This window comes from Brucella cytisi, assembly GCF_038433355.1.
GTDB classification, from domain to species: domain Bacteria; phylum Pseudomonadota; class Alphaproteobacteria; order Rhizobiales; family Rhizobiaceae; genus Brucella; species Brucella cytisi.
Map to the genome: position 1 here is coordinate 63,617 of NZ_JBCAUP010000018.1, position 18,615 is coordinate 82,231.

The window sequence follows — 18,615 nt, forward strand, 5'->3', positions numbered from 1 at the left end:
ACGACGGAAGTCGCAAGGTCTTTCGTCGGCTGTCCGATCGGTTGATTCAATCAAAACAGGGAAAAACGTCATGTCAGAAGCCGTGATTATTCGACACCCCACCCTTCTTCGTTCGAAACGCCTGAAGGCGCGGACGGCAGAGACGCATGAACGGCTGGATCAGAGCATCATGCGTGGAAATCCCTTCGCAAGCCGTGATCGCTACGGTCTTTTTGCGGCGATGCAATATCAGTTCCACCGCGATATCGACGCACTCTATGGCGACAAGGCACTTGATGCGCTTCTGCCTGATCTGAAAGGCCGGCGCCGCTTCGCGCAGATTGGCCAAGATCTGGACGATCTGGCGCTGCCGCATCCGGCGACGAATGGAGACCCGGCATTTACCGTCCGGCAGTCGGTCGATATTCCGACGGCCCTTGGCTGGCTCTATGTGGCGGAAGGCTCCAATCTCGGCGCCGCATTCCTGCTGAAAGAGGCGGAAAAACTTGGGCTTCATGAAAAGTTCGGCGCCCGTCATCTGGCTGGCGCCCCGGAAGGGCGCGGGCTGCACTGGCGGACCTTTACAGCCGCGCTGGACGAGATCCCACTGAGCGAAGCCGAAGAAGAACGGGTGGTCGCGGGTGCGGAGACAGCTTTCCGTCGTGTTCATGCCCTTGTGCGGGAGATGTTCGAATGAACGCTGTCGACCTATCGACCCGTAACAGGGATTTCACATCTGGCGAAACAGCACGTTATCCCGACGAAAGACAACGCGCAGGTTATCTAGCGCTCGGCTTTCTGCTCAGCGGGGCCGCGCTGGTTGGCTTGCAGGTCTGGCTGATGCCGTCCGCTCTGTTTGGCTTCTGCGCGCTGCTTTGTTTCATCCAGCTGTCATCGCGGGCCCTGCACTGGCTCGAGAGCAATCGTATTGCGCGTCGCACGCTTTCGCTCTGGCGAAGGCTCGGCGCGTTTCCACGTCTTTTTCGGCTGTCGGTCCTCGCCTTGATCGTCATGCTCTGCATTGTTGCGCTGGCACTCGGCTCACGCCTCTTCTGGCATTTCGAAATGGCGATCAACGTACTGCTTTGCGCGGGCCTGCTTCTCTTTGTCGGACCGCAACAACGGGTGGAAGCGTGCGTCTGAAGCACCAGAGGACATAAGTCAGTTCGACATGAAGCATATTGAAGACGATCGGAGTTTCGGCAACGGCTTTCCTAAGTTCATCCTGTGGGCCGGTGCCGGGCTCATGGTTATGTCTATTCATGTTGGTACGGCGCTATGGCTCTTGCGTGATGCCGCGATGGTCGCTGCCGACGACATGCCGCCAGCGGCGATCATGATCGAGCTTACGGAAATGCCGGAAGCCCAAGTGACGAAAGAAAATGAAGTCTCTCCCGATCCGGAGACAGCGGATGCCAGCGCTCCCGCGGAAAATGTGGAAGAGGCGATAGAGGAGCCGGAACAGCCGGAGGAAATAGCCGAACAGGAGCCGAAGCCGGTTGAGGACGAAGCGGTGGAAGAACTGGTCCAACTGGACAAGGTCGAGATTCCACTGCCGATTGCAAGGCCAAAACCGCCCGAACCGGAAAACAAAATCGTTCGGAAAGAGGAACCGAAAAAGAAGCCGGTCAAACAGCGCCAGCAGGAGCAGGCTGCATCGCGGCAGGTAAATCAGGCGCAGGCACGGGTGACCCAATCCAGTCGCAACGCGGCGCGCCAGTCGGCATCGGGCCTGTTTGCGTCTTCGGTCAGTCCTGCCCGCTGGCAGTCGCGGCTTATGGCCCATTTGGAGCGGCGTAAGCGTTACCCCGCGGGCGCGAAGTCCCGTCGTGAGGAAGGTGTAGTCTATGTCCGCTTCCGCATCGATGAAACCGGCAAGGTGCTGTCGGCTTCGCTGGCGCGCTCGTCGGGGTTCCCCGAACTCGACAGCGAAGTCCTGTCGCTGGTGCAACGTGCCTCGCCGGTTCCCGCGCCACCGCCCGATGTCAACAGGACGATCACAGCGCCGGTGAAGTTCTCGCGTCGCTGATTACACTTTTGGTGGTATCACGTTAAGTTTGCGACGTTGCGTGAGTCCCGTGGCACCTTACTTTCACGCGATACAGCCTGCATTTTTCCACCCGTCGAAAACGGTCACCGGCGTTCTGAAACGGTGCGTGCAGCATTTTCGACGAGTGGTCCGAAACTCTCACTGAAGCTTTCAGCCGTCCATTCTTGCAGGCTGCCAGCCACATGAATTGCGCCGACCGGATTGCCTCCTGCATCAAGAATGGCTGCTCCGATCGCAACTTCGTTATACAAAAGCTGGCGACACAACACAGAATGCCCGCGTTCCCGCGTGGCATTCACCTCTCCCATTACCTCTTCGAGCGACTGTATCGTATGGGGCGTGAAGGGCGTCAGGTCGGAGCGGCCAACGATATCAGCAATTCTTTCGTCAGGCAGTTTCGAAAGAATGGCCACACCACCGGCCGTGCAATAGGTTGGCACAGCATGGCCGACGAGCGTTGCGCTGAATATTTCGTGCTTCGAGGGCATGCGCACGGCATAGACAACCCGGACATCATCGAAAAGCGAAAGGTCAACTCGTTCGTGCACGCGGCGTCGCAGCTCGAGCATGATCGGGTTGGCGCGTTGCAGCATCGGATTGAGCCGCAACAGATCATGGGTCATATCGAGAATACGCAGGCCGGGCAAATAGCCGCGGTCAGCGGGATCGCGGGCGATTACATCCAGTTTCTGCAGCGAATGAACGATGCGCTGCGCCGCACTGCGGTCGATTCCTGCCGCATTCGCGACCTGGCTCAGCGACAGCGGCTGTCGCGCCTTCTGAAACGCCATCATGACGGCCACGGTCCTCGCAACAGAGCGCAGGAATAATGGATCCTCATTGTACGCTTCCCCTTCGTCGGGGTGAAAAGTGGAGATGCCGCCCAAGTCTCGAAACGTGTTCATGCGAAAATCTTTAGTCGTCGTTCTAGGATTGACAAGAGCCAAAATTGGTTCCTAAGATAAAAATAGATATAGATGTATCGCTGACAGATACACATTCCTGCCCGAGGGGGCAAATCGATGAAATGGGAGTAAGCTCGTGTCAAAACGCGTGGCTGTTGCTGGCTTTTTGCATGAAACGAATACGTTTGCCGCGACCCCAGCTGACAAGGCGGCATTTGTTCAAGGCGGTGGCTATATTCCATTGTCACGTGGCGACGCGATTGTTGATCGCGCGCAGGACGTCAATCTGGGCATTGCCGGTGCGCTGCAATTTGCTCACGAAGCAGGATGGGACATTGTGCCGATCCTTTGGGCTGGTGCCATACCGTCCGCACCGGTTACGCAAGATGCCTATGAGGCCATTGTCGCGGAAATCGTGAAGGGGCTAAAGGACTGCGGTCCGCTCGATGGAATTTTCATCGACCTGCACGGTGCAATGGTTGCGGCGCATGTGGATGATGGCGAAGGTGAATTGCTGGAGCGGATTCGTGCTGTTCGCCCCAATGTGCCTATTGCCGTCGCCCTCGATCTGCACGGTAATATAACAAAGCGCATGTTCGATCTTACCGATGTGATGGTCGGTTTCCGCACCTACCCGCATGTCGATATGGCTGAAACCGGTTATCGTTCTGCCGAGGCGTTGCAGGCGCTGATGGATCGATCGGATGGCTGGCACAAGACCATGCGGCAGGGCGATTATCTCATTCCGATTGCATGGCAATGCACGGACGAACAGCCCGCCAAGGCCCTTTATGGCATGACCGTCAACCTGCCGCAAAACGTGCTGACGGCTTCGCTCTTCATGGGGTTTCCTGCTGCCGATTTTGCTGAATGCGGCCCCTCTGTTTTCGCCTATGGCTGGGATTGTGCCGCAGTCGAGCGTTGCGCGGATGCCATTGCCGATGCACTTGCTGCCGCGGAAGGCTCATTTGCAGGCATTGCCTATCAGCCCAAAGAAGGTGTCGAAAAAGCGATCGAACTATCCCGCAATGCAACGCGTCCCGTCGTGATTGCCGACACGCAGGACAATCCGGGCGCCGGGGGCAGCTCTGACACGACAGGCATGCTCCGGGCACTTGTGGCCTGTAGTGCCGAGCGGGCATCCATCGGCTGCATGCACGATCCAGACGCTGCAGCGCTCGCACATCGGGCAGGTGAGGGAACCGAGATCGAAATATCGCTAGGCGGCAAGTCCGGTATCGCCGGGGACGCACCATTTACAGCACGGTTTCAGGTGGAGAAACTTTCCGACGGCAAAGCGCATGCCACCGGGCCCTATTATGGCGGCACATGGCTGCATATGGGGCCATCTGCATGTCTGCGAATTGGCGGAACGCGCGTCGTTGTCACGACCAATCTCGCACAAATGGCGGATCGCGCGCTGTATCGCATGGTCGGTATCGAGCCGGAACAGGAAGCTATTCTCGTCAATAAAAGCTCCGTGCATTTCCGCGCTGACTTCGCGCCGATAGCCGAGAAGCTTCTGGTATGCACTGCTCCAGGCGCCATGCCGCTGAGCCCCGCTCAACTGCCATGGAAATATCTGCGCCCGGGTATCCGGCTCGAACCGTTCGGGAAAGAATTCAAACAATAAACAAACAAAAAACCTTCAGAGGAACCACTTAGATGCTGTTTTTCAAATCCCCTGCCTCCGGCCCGATTGTCCGTCGGTTGAAGTATGGACTAGCCGCCTCTCTGATCGCACTCGGTGCTGGCAACGCGCCAGGCAATGCATGGGCCGAAACGACCCTGACTGCTGTCATGCATTCCGATCTACGTGTCCTCGATCCAATTATCACGACGGCGCATATCACGCGCGATCATGCCTATATGATCTACGATGTGCTGATCGCCGTGGACGAGAATTTCAAGCCGCAGCCGCAAATGGCGGACTGGACGATTTCCGACGACCAGAAAGTCTATACGTTCACGCTGCGTGATGGCCTCAAGTTCCACGATGGCGCACCGGTTACCGCAACCGATGCGGTGGCGTCGCTGCAACGCTGGGCCAAGCGCGACGCGGGCGGCCAGCTCATCATGGACATCACGGAATCACTCGAGGCCGCCAACGACAAGACGTTGGTATGGACGCTCAAGGAGCCTTTTGCGCCGTTCCTCGATACGCTGTCCAAGCAGGCTGCCTTGCCGCCTTTCATCATGCCCGCCCGCATTGCCGCGACCCCTGCGGACACTGCCATCACTGAACATATCGGTTCGGGCCCGTTCAAGTTCGTGCCTGCGGAGTTCCAGCCAGGCGTCGGTGTCAGCTACGTCAAGAACGAGGATTATGTTCCGCGAAAAGAGCCTGCGAGCTGGATGGCAGGGGGCAAGGTCGTGAATGTGGACAAGGTACGCTGGGTTACGATGACTGACGCGCAGACCGCGGTCAATGCGCTGATGAGCGGCGAAGTCGATTATCTGGAGCAGGTGCCGGTTGATCTGGTTCCGCTGTTCGACGGGGACGATTCCGTCGTTCTGGAAAAGCGCGATCCGCTCGGCTACCAGACCATGGGTCGCCTGAATTTCAAGCATCCTCCTTTCGACAATCCTGATATTCGGCGCGCGGCCTTCCTTGCCATGTCGCAGGAACCGGTACTGGCAGCGCTCATGGCGGACCCCAGCTATTACAAGATTTGCGGCGCGATTTTCGGTTGTAGTACGCCGAATGCCACCGATATCGGCGCCGAAACCATAACTGCGAAAGGCAATATTGAAGAAGCCAAGGCGCTCCTGAAAAAGGCTGGCTATGACGGCAAGCCGGTTGTGATGATGCAACCGACTGATGTGACCAGCCTTTCACCTCAACCTGTTGTCGCCGCACAGCAATTGCGCGCGGCCGGATTCACGGTCGATATGCAGCCAATGGACTGGCAGACGCTGGTCGGTCGCCGCGCTTCCAAGGACGAGCCATCGAAAGGCGGCTGGAACATCTTCTTCACCAATTGGCAGATTCCAGAAATCGCAACGCCGCTCAATTCGGTGATGCTCAACGGCCGTGGCGATCAGGGTTGGTTCGGCTGGCCGAAGGACGATCAGATCGAAGTTTTGAAGAAGGACTATATCAACGCGCAGTCACCTGAAGACCGCAAGGTTGTGGTCGAGAAGATACAGGCGCATACGCTCGAGAACGTGCTCTATATTCCGCTTGGCGAGTACAACCCGCCACAGGGACGCCGAGCCAATATCGTCGAAATGCTTGGCTCGCCTGTTCCGGTCTTTTGGAACGTGAAAAAGACAGAGGAATAATCCTGCCGCCTCTATCGCGCTGAAGTCTCCCTGGCGTGATAGCTCCCTGTCCAATGTGGAACCGGCTTCTCCCTCCGGTTCCGCCTCACGCGGGACGTGTATATGGCTGTCTATCTGATAAAACGCATTCTTGCGCTGGTGCCGGTTCTGCTGCTGGTATCGATCTTCGTTTTCCTCCTTCTGCGCCTAACGCCCGGCGATCCGGCGGCGATCCTCGCAGGCGACGCGGCGACGACAGAGCAACTGGAGCGCATTCGCGAGGCCATGGGCCTTAATGAACCGATCCTGACCCAATATTTCACCTGGATGGGCAAGATATTGCAGGGCGATCTCGGTGTATCGCTGATTTCCGGCGTCCCGGTACTGGACATGGTTTCACAGCGCATCGGTCCTACCATTTCGATTGCCGTTCTGACTATCATCATTGCGGTTCTCGTGGCGATTCCCATGGGCGTCGTCGCGGCCTGGCGACATCGTTCCTGGATCGATTATCTCGTCATGAGCTTTTCGGTTCTCGGCTTTTCCGTGCCCGTGTTTCTGGTCGGTTATGTGCTGTTGTTGATTTTCTCGGTTAATCTCGGCTGGCTGCCGGTGCAGGGTTTCAAGCCGATTTCATCAGGTTTCGGTGGTTTCATGGAACGGGCAATCCTGCCTGCCTTGACGCTGGCCTCGATCTATATCGCGCTCATTGCCCGTATGACCCGTGCGGCGATGCTGGATGTACTGGGTGAAGACTACATCCGAACCGCCCGTGCCAAGGGAGTGAGCGACCGCCGTCTACTTTTCGTACACGCGCTCAAGAATGCGGCTGTGCCGGTCGTTACGATTGTGGGTACCGGTTTTGCCCTTCTGATCTCCGGTGTCGTCGTCACCGAGAGCATCTTCAATATTCCGGGCATCGGTCGCCTGACGGTGGATGCGGTGCTCGCGCGCGATTACCCGGTCATTCAGGCCATGATCCTTCTGACGAGTGCGCTTTACGTGTTCGTCAATTTGCTGATCGACCTCTCTTACACTTTGTTCGACCCGAGGATTCGTTATTGATGCGCTCTGAATCGACATCGGCCGGCATGCACTGGATGCTTCGCCTGTTCTCGTTGCCGCGCGTTGCTCGCGTCGGTATCGGGCCACTGATTGCGGGCGTTCTTCTCGCCGCAATCGTTCTGATCACTATCATCTCGCCCTGGATAGCACCACACGATCCTTTGACCATGAACCCGTTGATGCGTCTAAAACCGCCTTCGGATGAATATCTGCTCGGCACGGACAATTACGGTCGCGATCTCTTCTCGCGCATGATCCTTGGCGGGCGGATCTCGCTCCTGATCGGGCTTCTGGCCGCAACGGCGTCGATTACGGCCGGTGTTTTCATCGGTCTCATCGCCGGTTTCTTTCGTACCGCCGATGCGATCATCATGCGTATGATGGATGCCCTGATGGCGATGCCGTCGATCCTGATCGCCATCGCGCTCGTTGCGCTCAACGGGCCGTCCGTCGGTTCGGTGATCGTGGCGATTACCATTCCCGAGATTCCGCGTGTGGTGCGTCTGGTCCGTTCGATTATTCTGAGTGCCCGGGAGGAACCTTATGTCGAAGCGGCGCTGGCACTCGGTTCCAGCACGCCGAAAATCCTGTTCCGGCATCTTTTGCCGAACACGATGGCGCCGCTGATTGTGCAGGCAACCTACATTGTCGCTTCGGCGATCCTGACCGAAGCGATCCTTTCGTTCCTCGGCGCCGGTATCAGCACAGAAATTCCAACCTGGGGCAACATCATGGCGGAGGGCCGCCAGTTCTTCCGCATCAAACCGTCGATTGTGCTCTGGCCCGGCCTGTTGCTGACATTGTGCGTGCTATCGATCAATCTTCTGGGCGATGCGGCGCGCGATAGTCTCGATCCACGTCTCAAGAAGCGGGAGGGCTGATATGGAATTGCGCAATCGTGATTTGTCGCAAGAGAACGTTGTGCTTGAGGTGGAAAACCTCGTCGTGGCCCTGCCGGGCGGCACACCCGTCCTGCGTGGTGTCAGCTTTGATATCCGCAAGGGTGAAACAGTGTGCCTCGTCGGCGAATCCGGTTCGGGAAAATCGGTGACCTCGCTGACGGCGATGGGGCTTTTGCCCAAGCATGCCCTCAAGGTGGAGTGCGGCGCGATCCGGCTGGACGGCAACGACCTCCTCAAGCTGTCGCCCTATGATATGAAGAAAATCCGCACCACGCGCATTTCCATGATCTTTCAGGAGCCAATGACGGCACTCAATCCAGTCATGCGGGTCGGCGAACAGATCACCGAGGTACTGGACATTCACACTGGACTGTCTGCAGATGCCAAACGTGCCAAAGTCATAAACATCATGGAGCAAGTGCATCTGCCCGATGTCGAGCGCATTTATCAGAGCTATCCGCACCAGCTATCCGGTGGACAGCGCCAGCGCATCATGATCGCCATGGCGCTCATTCTGGAGCCGATGCTACTGATTGCCGATGAACCGACTACGGCACTTGATGTGACGACGCAGAAGCAAATTTTGTCGCTGATTGCAGAATTGCAGGAAAAGCATGGAACCGCGGTGCTGTTTATCACGCACGATATGGGCGTGGTTGCCGAGATCGCGGACCGTGTCTGCGTGATGTGCAATGGTGAGATCGTAGAGCGTGGCAGAATTCGGCAGGTGCTGACACAGCCGCAGCAGCAATATACGAAAGACTTGCTCAGTTCGGTACCAAGCCTCATCCCACGTGCGGCGCGCGAACGACAGGGACGCAATCCTGTAATTCAGGTCCGTAAACTCGGTATGACCTATAAGAGCGGCAGCATTTTCAACAGAAAGCCCGGCGTCAGGGCATCGAGCGAAGTCACCTTCGAACTGCAGCCGGGTCGCACGCTTGGTATTGTCGGTGAATCCGGTTCCGGCAAGACGACGGTGGCGCGGTCGATCATGCGCTTGATCGAGCCGACGGAAGGCGAAATCGTCGTTGACGGTCGCGACATCGCCCATCTCGGCAAACGTGAAATGAAGCCGTTTCGCAAAAAACTTCAGGTTGTATTTCAGGATCCGTTTCGCTCTCTCAACCCGCGCTGGACCATTGAACAAAGCCTGACGGAAGGGCCGTTGAACTACGGTGTTTCCTATGAAAACGCCGTTGCGGAAGCCAAGCGGCTCTTGAAGGTCGTATCGTTGCCGGAAGATGCTTTGAAGCGTTATCCACACCAGTTTTCCGGCGGGCAGCGCCAGCGTATCGCAATCGCCCGCGCGGTTGCCCTGCGGCCGGATATTCTGGTTGCGGACGAGGCTGTGTCGGCGCTTGATGTGTCGGTGCAGGCGCAAGTTCTCGCTCTTCTGGCAGAGCTCCAGAGAGAAACCGACATCGCCATCATCTTCATTACGCATGACCTACGGGTCGCAGCACAAATCTGCGATGAGGTGCTGGTGATGAAGCGTGGCAAGGTGGTCGAGCAGGGGGAGGCAGACGATGTGCTGAGAAGTCCATCGCACGATTATACACTCGCACTGATTGAAGCGGCTCCTGGTCGTTTCTGGGATTTTGCGGCGGGGCAGCCCGTCGTCTGACCGCTGTCTGATTGGGGGCGAAGGTACCGTCCCGATTTTCCGAGTGATTTTTGAACAGGAATGAAATCATGCCCATCATACCGTTTATTGAGGAGAAAGCCGGCGAGATGCGCGCGGTTTTTGAGGATCTGCATCGTCATCCCGAGATCGGCTTTGAGGAGAAACACGCGTCGGGCGTTGTCGCCGCTCTTCTGGAAAAATGGGGCTTCGATGAAGTTCACACCGGTATTGCCAAGACCGGCGTTGTAGGCATCCTGAAGGGGCGCAATGCCGGCAATCGTCGGGTCGGCCTGCGCGCGGATATGGACGCGCTGCCCATAGACGAAATTTCCGGCGTTCCCTATAGCTCGCAAAACCCCGGACGCATGCATGCCTGCGGCCATGACGGCCACACGACGATGTTGCTCGGTGCCGCGCAATATCTCGCGGCAACGCGCAATTTCGAAGGTAGTGCCGTTTTCGTTTTCCAGCCCGCCGAAGAAGGATTGGGTGGCGCACACAGTATGATTGCCGAAGGCCTGTTCGAGCGCTTTCCGTGCGATGAAATCTACGGAATGCACAACCAGCCCTTGGGCACGCTCGGCAAAGCCGTTATCCGCAAGGGCGCGGCCATGGCCGGCGCCAGTTTCTTCGACATCAAGCTGACCGGCAAAGGCAGCCATGCCGCCCAGCCTCATAATTCGCGCGATGTGTTGGTGATCGGGGCCGATCTGGTCGGTCAGTTGCAAACGATCGTCTCGCGCAATATTCCGGCGACTGAAGCCTGTGTGGTTTCCTGTACCCAGTTCCACACCGGTAGCGCTTACAACATCGTGCCGGAAGTCGCGACCATCACCGGTACTATCCGCTATTTCGAAAAGCGCGTCTGCGATCTTGCCGAAAGTCGCCTGCGTGAGATTTGCGCCGGTGTCGCGGCAGGCTATGGCATTACCGTCGATGTGGAAATTCGCAATGTGTTTGATGTCCTGCGCAACGATCACGAACTGGCTGAGGCTTATGTCGCGGCCGCACGGGATGTTCTGGGCGAGGAAAACGTGAGCGACGATTGCCCGGCTTTCATGGGCAGCGAAGATTTTGCCGACATGCTGGCACGTGTGCCCGGCGCCTATATCAATGTGCTGCATGGCGGTAAAGCTGCCCTTCACAATCCCGCCTTTACCCTCGATCCCGCGACGTTGCCAATCGGATCGTCGATCTACGCCCGGATCGTGGAAACTCGCCTGTCAGTGAACAAGGAATTAGCCGCATGAGTGCGCATGAACTGTCATTCGATCTCGACGATATGATTGGGCGCCTGCGCCCTTGGATTGAAACGGAAAGCCCGACCTTTGATGCGGTCGCTGTGAACCGCATGGTTGACGTTGCCGCTTATGATTTTGCCGCTGCCGGTGCGAGCGTTGAATTCATTCCCGGACGCATGGGGTTTGGTGGCTCTTTGCGTGCACGTTTCCCGCATGCGGATCAGGGCAAACCGGGCATTCTGGTTTCCGGTCATCTCGATACGGTGCATCCGCTCGGTGTCATTAATGTGAATCCCTATCGCCGCGAAGGTGGCAAGATTTATGGTCCCGGCATCCAGGATATGAAGGGCGGTAATTTCGTCGCTCTCGAAGCCATGCGCCGGATCGCTCGCTCGGAACTGAAAACGAAGCTGCCTGTCACTTTCCTTTTGACGCCCGATGAGGAAGTCGGAACCCCCTCCACACGCGATCTGATTGAGAACGAAGCGCTCAAGAACAAGTATGTACTGGTGCCCGAACCGGCACGGCGCGATGGTGGTGCGGTGGTGGGTCGCTATGCGATCGCCCGCTTTAATCTCGAGACGGTCGGACGGCCGAGCCATGCCGGCTGGCTATTGGCGGAAGGCCGCTCAGCCATCCGCCGCATGGCTGAAAAGATCATCGATATCGAAGCGCTCACCTCGGATGACTGCACCTTCTCTGTCGGGGTCATTCAGGCGGGACAATGGGTCAATTGCGTTTCCTCGAACTGCAGGGCCGAAGCGCTCAGCATGGCCAAGACCCAGAAGGATCTCGAAGATGGCGTTGAGAGGATCATGGCGCTTGCAGGCGTGAAAGACGATGTTGAATTCATCGTGACGCGCGGCGTGACCCGCCCCGTGTGGGAAAATGCACAGCCGCAGGATATGAAGCTCTTTAACTTCGCCAATGACATTGCCAAGGAAATCGGCTTCACCATGACCGCACAGAGTTCGGGCGGTGGGTCTGATGGCAACTTCACTGGCGCGCTCGGTATCCCGACGCTCGATTCCATCGGCGTGCGCGGCGATGGCCTGCATACTTTAGGTGAGCATATCTTCGAGGATAGTCTTGTCGAACGGGCACGGCTCCATGCGGGGCTGTTTCTCGGGCTTGAATAAAGCGCAACGGGTGCGACCATGGTTGATGCGAAGTCGGATACGGCGAGGCTTGATGCCCGGCGGGTCTCCGGTCTGAAACAGGACGTTACCATCACGGTGGATCTTTGGGGGGTTGCCCATATTCGGGCTAACAACCTTCACGATCTTTTCTTTGCTCAAGGCTGGAACGCCGCGCGTGACCGCCTCTGGCAGATCGATATCGCGCGCAAGCGCGGTCTAGGCCTGCTTGCGCGCGATTTCGGTCCCGGTTATCTCGAACAGGACAGAGCTGCAAGGTTGCTGCTTTATCGCGGCGACATGGCTCCCGAATGGAAAGCCTATGGGCCGGATTCGGAAGAAATCTGCACCGCATTTGCCTGTGGTATCAATGCCTATGTTGATGCCTGCGACGCGGGATCGATGGCGCTGCCGCCGGAGTTCATCCTGCTCGGTCATCGGCCGGATCGCTGGAAGCCGGAAGATGTCGTGCGCGTACGGACCCACTCGCTTACGCGCAATGCATCATCCGAGCTTCTGCGGTCGAAAGTGATGGCAGCGGCCGGAATTGAACTTGGCGCGAAACTCGATCAGTTGCGGAAAGAATTGTCGCACGGTGTGGTCCCGCAACCCGTTGAAGGGTTCGATCCGGCAATCATGACGGATCGGGTTCTGCGCGATTTCAATCTTGCCGTCAGCCCGGCGACCTTTTCGAGGGACCGGCTCGCCGCCACGCTTGTTGAGGCCCGTCTATGGACCTCGATTGCCTCGTCCGGTGAAATCAGCAGGGCCGCTTTCGAAGAAGGATCGAACAACTGGGCCATATCAGCGGCAAAAACCGATACGGGTCGTCCGATCCTGGCCCTCGATCCGCATCGTATTCATGTCTTGCCGTCGATCCGCTATGTGGTTCACCTGTCCATGCCGGGGTTGGACGTGATCGGTGCGGGTGAACCAATGGTGCCCGGCATATCAATGGGCCACAATGGCACTGCTGCTTTCGGCCTGACGATTTTCGGAGCAGATCAGGAAGACATCTATGTCTACCAGACAAATGTAGACGATCCCGATCTATATGCCTATCACAAGGGCGAGGAACGCGTCCGGACGATAGAGGAGTCGATTTCCGTCAAGGGGTGCCCGGATCAGACGGTTGCGCTGAAATTCACCCGCCACGGTCCGCTCCTGTTTCAGGATGCGGAAAATAATCGCGCCTTCGCATTACGCACTGTCTGGATGGATGCCGGCATGGCGCCATATATGGCCAGCCTTTCCATCATGCGGTCGACCAGCTATGTGGAGTATTCGGACGCTCTGGCACGTTGGGGCTGTCCATCCGTCAATCATATCTATGCCGATACCAGCAACACGATTGCCTGGAAGCCATCCGGTGCGACGCCGGTTCGCAGCAATTGGGACGGACTTCTCCCTGTGCCGGGCGATGGGCGTTATGAATGGGGCGGATATTTGCCGCCGCAAGCCGGACCCTACGCGATCAATCCGACGCACGGTTTCGTGGCGACGGCCAATGCGATGAACGTGCCAGACGATTGGTCACGTTCCAACCCGGCCATCGGTTATGAGTGGCTCGACAGCAGCAGGCACGATACGCTTCATCGCGAATTGTCGCGCAGCGAACCGATTTCGCTTGCGGATTGCGTGCGCCTGCAATGCTCAACTTTCTCACCGATCGCCTGGCGTGTGCTCGCCTGTTTGTCGACCATGCCGGCGGTTACCGAGTTGCCTGTTTGGCGGTTGTTGCAAGACTGGGATGGTGATCTCGCGCCTGGATCCGCCGCCTCTGCCTTTTTCGAGGTATGGTTCAGCAAACATCTCGGCCCGCTTGCTGCCCGGGTGGAGGGTGCGACGCCGCAGATTGTCCCGTTGCTCTTCCCGTTCGATGCACCGAGCATCGTGGTATGGCTGGAAGGGGTGCACGGCGATACGCAGATGTCCGAACAGATTGTCCAAAGCCTCAATGATGGCTTTGCCGAATGCGAAGTCATTATGGGCGCTGATCCCGAACGATGGTCATGGGGGCTTATCCACAAGCTGCATTTGCAGCACCCCTTGCAAGAACTGACCGAAGAAAACTGGTCCTTGCAGCCAATCGGTCTCGGCGGGAGCAGTTCGACGCTCAATTATGCCAATTACAGGCTTGCGGATTTTTCCGTTCTGGCCGGCCCATCAGTTCGCATGGTGATCGACGTCGGGGCTTGGGATAACAGCCTGTTTATCAATAATCCGGGGCAGTCAGGTATTCCAGAAACATCGAGTTATCAGGATCATTTTATTGGTTGGCGCGATGGAAACCATTATCCGCTCGTCTATTCCCCAAAAGCCGTGCAAGCTGCGGCTGTGTGCACGATCATGCTGAAAGCATAATCGGCGGTTACTGTATGGGGTATTGCCAAGTCGCTTAATGCAAGCTTCGCGAAAGCACATATAGATCTGGGGGCAGCGATTATGCGACCTATGGTGAGAGAAAGCAGTTTATCGGGGCAGCTTTGACGATATTTCCCTGCATCGCGCGAAGCCTGGTTTTTAATTGACGGCAATATCCACGGCTTGATGGACACAAAAGCGACCTGTCGCTCGACTTTGCTCAACTGCGACTGGGCCGTTGTCATCTTCCGCAGTTCGAGGTCGCTTTGTCGGCGTTGCCAAAAGCCTTCCTTGAACACAGTCTGATAATTCTTCTGGCCCGCATGTTGCTCCTCGTCGTTGATATCCAGCTCGAGTGCAGAAACGACGCTCAGCGAGACTAATCGTACTGCTCGATCGATATGGGGTACCAATTTCGCGTGTTGTTACAGAAGCAACGCTGTGTTCCTTCTGCTGAGGCTGGTACTTGAATCCAAACTCATCATACTGACGCATAGCGCGTATGAAGAAAAACAAGGAGGCCCGCGTGAAGGGGAACAATGTATTTGCGATGCGGCATATCTGGTTGCACGTATTTGTATTGGCAATCATCTGTATTTCAGAACTGGTTGGCATTCAGAAAATATCTATTGGCATAGGCGCGGTAATTTTCCTGCCGATGCTGTATGCGTTTACTCTTGGTGTCATTCTGAACCCGAGTATCCTGAAGGCGACGGGGAAAGTTCTGAAGTCTGATTCCGTCAAGCTGTCAGGCACTATGATCACCATTGCCATTATGCCGTTTATTGCCAAGTTCGGCACGACTGTTGGTCCTCAAATCGAGAACATCATTGCTGCCGGGCCTGCTCTGATTTTGCAGGAGATTGGCAATCTGGGGACGATTGCCGTCGCTTTTCCTATCGCCGTGTTTCTGTTGCGTATGGGACGAGAAGCGATAGGGGCGACCTATTCCATCGATCGCGAACCCAACCTCGCGCTTATTGCTGACAAATACGGTCTGGATAGTCCGGAAGGTGCTGGCGTGATGGGGGTATACGCTACTGGAACGTTGATTGGCACGTTCGTTTTTGCCTTGATGCCGCCGCTCGTCAACAGTCTGGGAATTTTCGATTTTCGCGCATTGGCCATGTCGTGCGGTGTTGGTTCGGGCAGCATGCTCGCGGCCTGCACGGGTGGCCTGGTGAGTGTTTTACCAGAAAAGAAAGATCTCATTCTAGCTCTGGCTGCCGCGAGCAACATCCTCACCTATGCAACTGGACTATATGTAGGCCTCTTTGTGGCGTTGCCGCTCACGGAATGGCTTTATAAGAAGTGCCGCCCCGAAGAATATCGCAACGCGGCATGAGGGAGAGACGGATGACTTCCAAATCAATGAAGAATACAATCGACAACTTGACTTTATCCGTCGAGACAACTGATGAACGCAAGATCGATATTGTCGAAAATGCATTGCTCCTGGTCATTGCTTGCTTACTGGGGTTGGTTGCAAACTGGGTCGGAACGAATGTGACGCCAATCCAGGCGCTACCCGGCATGATGGTGCTTTATGCAGCATCTATCGGTGGCTTGATATTGGCCCGGTTTATGCCTTTCTACTTACCGAGCGTAGCATGGGTTTCACTCATCGCCATTATCATCACTATCCCCGGCGTCCCGGGCGCTGACTATGTTCTGGCGAAAGTCGGAGAATTAAATTTTCTGGCGCTCGCAACTCCGGCGCTGGCCTACGGAGGGCTGGCGTTGACGCGTAACGAATTCGAGATTGCCCGCCGCTCCGGATGGAAAATTGTCATTGTCGCTATTTGCGTAATGATCGGCACGTATCTAGGTTCGGTGGTCGTCGCTGACCTGACATTGCGAATTACGGGTTAAACCGTCTCGTGGCAGGTTCGATCCCGGGCCTGCCACGAACATGTAGGGAGAATGATATGATGCCTGGTTGTCTCAGCGAAACGGATTTGGCGGAAGCGACGGCCTGGCGCCATGATCTCCATCGACATCCCGAACTTGCATTTGAAGAAAACCGGACCTCTGCCTTCATAGTCGAAAAACTTCAGCTCTGGGGATTTAGCGTTCGCTCCCGTTTTGCTGGAACCGGCGTGATTGGTAGCTTGACGCGAGGGACATCGAAGCGCGCAATCGGCATCCGCGCCGACATGGATGCCTTGCCAATCATCGAAAAGAGCGGTGTCGACTATGTGTCGGAGACGTTGGGCAAAATGCATGCCTGCGGTCATGACGGGCATGTAACCATGGCTCTTGCTGCAGCAAAAGCTGTCAGCAAACTTGAATTCGATGGAACCGTACATTTCATTTTCCAACCGGCGGAAGAAAACGAAGGCGGCGCTCGCGAGATGGTGCGTGAAGGACTGTTTAAGGACTTTCCGGTTGATGCGGTTTATGGTCTTCACAATTGGCCAGCACTGGATATTGGCACCTGTGTCGCTCGCGATGATGCGATGATGGCAGCCTTTGGAACATTCGAGATCGAGTTGATTGGCAAGGGAGCGCACGGAGCGATGCCACATGAAGGCGTCGACCCGGTGGTCGCCGCCGCGCAACTCGTCACGGCATTGCAGACTATCTCCAGCCGCAATGTTTCGCCGCTGGAGTCTGCTGTTGTTTCGGTAACGCAGATGCATGGCGGTGATGCCTGGAACGTCATTCCAGAAAGTATGATCATCCGTGGAACCACTCGCTGGTTCTTACCTGACGTCGGGGAGACGATAGCCCGCCGGATACGGGCGATTTCCACTTCAATTGCCGAAGGTTTTGGCTGCGCGGCGCGTGTTGATTATGAAGAACGTTATCCATCGACGATCAATACAGCTGACAATGCCCGCAAAATCCGGGATCTGGCTACTTCGCCCGATCTTGGTCTCAAAGTCCTTGACGAAGCCCCAAGCATGGCGGCAGAAGATTTTGCATTTATGCTGCAAGAGAAGCCGGGTTGCTATTTCTGGCTTGGTAGTCGTCGCGACGGTACCAATCCGGGCTTGCATTCGCCCTATTACGATTTCAACGACGCCCTTCTGCCAATAGGTGCCAATTTCTGGATCAGACTGGTTACAAGCGAACTGGCGGTCAGTTGATTGCTGCCTGGCCTTGTTTCTATAGTCCATTCATCCTTGAAACCAACCAAGCAAAATAGTGCCATGGAAACGCTTGATGCGAAAGAATTGCGGATGTTCATGGCGGTGGTCCGGATCGGATCGATTAGAGGTGCAGCCGATCATCTAAATGTTGCGCCTTCTGTCGTGAGCCGTCAGATCGCCGAAACCGAGCGCAAGGTTGGCTTGTCTTTGTTTGATCGGAATGCGCGCGGCATGGCGTTGACTGAGGCAGGCGAGTTGGTTCTGGAGCATACCAGACGTGTTTTGGAAGAGCATAGCCTGCTTACCGAACAACTCGGATTTCTCAAGGGCGTGCAACAACGGCGTGTCCGCATTCTATGCGGGGAGGGGTTCCTCGCTGACATTCTGCAGCATGGACTTGGTTCATTCGTCAAAATCTATCCAGATGTGCAGTACGACATGCAGCTCGGCGGTACGGAGAGCGTTCTGGAGGGGATTGCCAACGGAGATGCCGATATCGGGATTGCGTATAACCCGCTAGTCGATGCGAGGGTTCGCTCGCTTGCAATATCCAAACAACCTCTCTGTTTGGTCGCGCCACCAGAACATCCCCTATTGGCTAAAAGTCGGCTGGAACTGGCTGACTGCTCGGGTCTGCCTAATGCGTTACTTGGACCTGGCCATGGCATTACCCGATTGGTCACACGTGTTGCTGCTGATCGCGGTTTTGCGATTTCCCCCCTTGTTGAAACGACATCGATAGATGTTTTGAGACGGTTCGTAATTGCCGGACTTGGTATAACGTTTTTGCCTCGCTTTGCCGTCTCTACCGAATTGGCACGCGGGGCAGTAGCAGTATGCGAATTGTCAGATCCGCTTCTGGCTGAGGCGAGTGCACACCTGATGGTACGTGCCCGGCGCCGGTTGCCGCTTTCAGTCGAGCGACTGAGCGGATTTCTCTCCAACAACATGGCAGCGTTTCGACAGGGTCTTTGAGCGATTGTTGCG

16 protein-coding genes are annotated in these 18,615 nt (G+C 56.4%); 15 read left to right on the forward strand and 1 reads right to left on the reverse strand.

Annotation, left to right across the window (positions count from 1 at the left end; translation table 11 throughout):
* The first annotated feature begins 70 nt into the window (after positions 1-70).
* From AAE521_RS17450 to AAE521_RS17460, 3 genes are read left to right on the forward strand one after another with little or no spacing between them, the layout of a single operon-like run.
* A complete protein-coding gene (locus AAE521_RS17450; protein ID WP_342062016.1) occupies positions 71-676 on the forward strand; it encodes a biliverdin-producing heme oxygenase in 606 nt (201 codons plus the stop codon).
* Complete coding sequence (locus AAE521_RS17455; RefSeq protein ID WP_071632706.1) at positions 673-1,122, forward strand: DUF454 family protein; 450 nt, start codon at positions 673-675, stop codon at positions 1,120-1,122. Before AAE521_RS17450 ends, AAE521_RS17455 begins: the two co-directional genes overlap by 4 nt.
* A 28-nt stretch (positions 1,123-1,150) precedes the next feature.
* Complete coding sequence (locus AAE521_RS17460; protein ID WP_342062017.1) at positions 1,151-2,008, forward strand: TonB family protein; 858 nt, start codon at positions 1,151-1,153, stop codon at positions 2,006-2,008.
* 104 nt (positions 2,009-2,112) lie between these two features.
* Here AAE521_RS17460 and AAE521_RS17465 read toward each other — a convergent pair whose 3' ends face one another.
* Positions 2,113-2,934: an IclR family transcriptional regulator gene (locus tag AAE521_RS17465; RefSeq protein ID WP_342062018.1), complete on the reverse strand. Its 822-nt coding sequence runs from the start codon at positions 2,932-2,934 to the stop codon at positions 2,113-2,115.
* 136 nt (positions 2,935-3,070) lie between these two features.
* On the opposite strand from AAE521_RS17465, the gene AAE521_RS17470 reads away from it, so the two are divergent.
* The 12 genes from AAE521_RS17470 (at position 3,071) to AAE521_RS17525 (ending at position 18,603) form a co-directional block, all read left to right on the forward strand.
* A complete protein-coding gene (locus tag AAE521_RS17470) occupies positions 3,071-4,567 on the forward strand; it encodes a M81 family metallopeptidase (protein ID WP_342062019.1) in 1,497 nt (498 codons plus the stop codon).
* Positions 4,568-4,599: 32 nt separating this feature from the next.
* Positions 4,600-6,219, forward strand: a complete 1,620-nt coding sequence (locus tag AAE521_RS17475) for an ABC transporter substrate-binding protein (protein WP_071632703.1) — start codon at positions 4,600-4,602, stop codon at positions 6,217-6,219.
* Between the two features lie 102 nt (positions 6,220-6,321).
* Positions 6,322-7,263: an ABC transporter permease gene (locus AAE521_RS17480; RefSeq protein ID WP_071632702.1), complete on the forward strand. Its 942-nt coding sequence runs from the start codon at positions 6,322-6,324 to the stop codon at positions 7,261-7,263.
* Between the two features lie 35 nt (positions 7,264-7,298).
* The gene (locus AAE521_RS17485) at positions 7,299-8,144 is read left to right on the forward strand and encodes an ABC transporter permease (protein WP_235817673.1); all 846 of its coding nucleotides are present in this window, start codon (positions 7,299-7,301) and stop codon (positions 8,142-8,144) included.
* Between the two features lies 1 nt (position 8,145).
* Positions 8,146-9,792 (forward strand): ABC transporter ATP-binding protein, encoded by a 1,647-nt coding sequence (locus AAE521_RS17490; protein ID WP_342062020.1) that lies wholly within the window; start codon positions 8,146-8,148, stop codon positions 9,790-9,792.
* Between the two features lie 68 nt (positions 9,793-9,860).
* Positions 9,861-11,042 carry a M20 aminoacylase family protein gene (locus AAE521_RS17495; protein ID WP_342062021.1) on the forward strand — a complete coding sequence of 394 codons (1,182 nt, stop codon included), beginning with the start codon at positions 9,861-9,863 and terminating at the stop codon, positions 11,040-11,042.
* Entirely contained in the window at positions 11,039-12,172 is a 1,134-nt protein-coding gene (locus AAE521_RS17500) for a M20/M25/M40 family metallo-hydrolase (protein ID WP_342062022.1), read from the forward strand. The genes AAE521_RS17495 and AAE521_RS17500 overlap by 4 nt, the downstream gene beginning before the upstream one ends.
* An 18-nt stretch (positions 12,173-12,190) precedes the next feature.
* Positions 12,191-14,533, forward strand: coding sequence for a penicillin acylase family protein (locus AAE521_RS17505; protein ID WP_342062023.1), 2,343 nt, complete (start codon positions 12,191-12,193; stop codon positions 14,531-14,533).
* Between the two features lie 502 nt (positions 14,534-15,035).
* Complete coding sequence (locus AAE521_RS17510; protein WP_342062024.1) at positions 15,036-15,878, forward strand: DUF3100 domain-containing protein; 843 nt, start codon at positions 15,036-15,038, stop codon at positions 15,876-15,878.
* 11 nt (positions 15,879-15,889) lie between these two features.
* Positions 15,890-16,405 carry a hypothetical protein gene (locus AAE521_RS17515; RefSeq protein ID WP_071632694.1) on the forward strand — a complete coding sequence of 172 codons (516 nt, stop codon included), beginning with the start codon at positions 15,890-15,892 and terminating at the stop codon, positions 16,403-16,405.
* A 59-nt stretch (positions 16,406-16,464) separates the two neighbouring features.
* The gene (locus AAE521_RS17520; RefSeq protein WP_342062045.1) at positions 16,465-17,625 is read left to right on the forward strand and encodes a M20 aminoacylase family protein; all 1,161 of its coding nucleotides are present in this window, start codon (positions 16,465-16,467) and stop codon (positions 17,623-17,625) included.
* A 63-nt stretch (positions 17,626-17,688) separates the two neighbouring features.
* Positions 17,689-18,603, forward strand: a complete 915-nt coding sequence (locus tag AAE521_RS17525; protein WP_342062025.1) for a LysR family transcriptional regulator — start codon at positions 17,689-17,691, stop codon at positions 18,601-18,603.
* Positions 18,604-18,615: the final 12 nt, after the last annotated feature.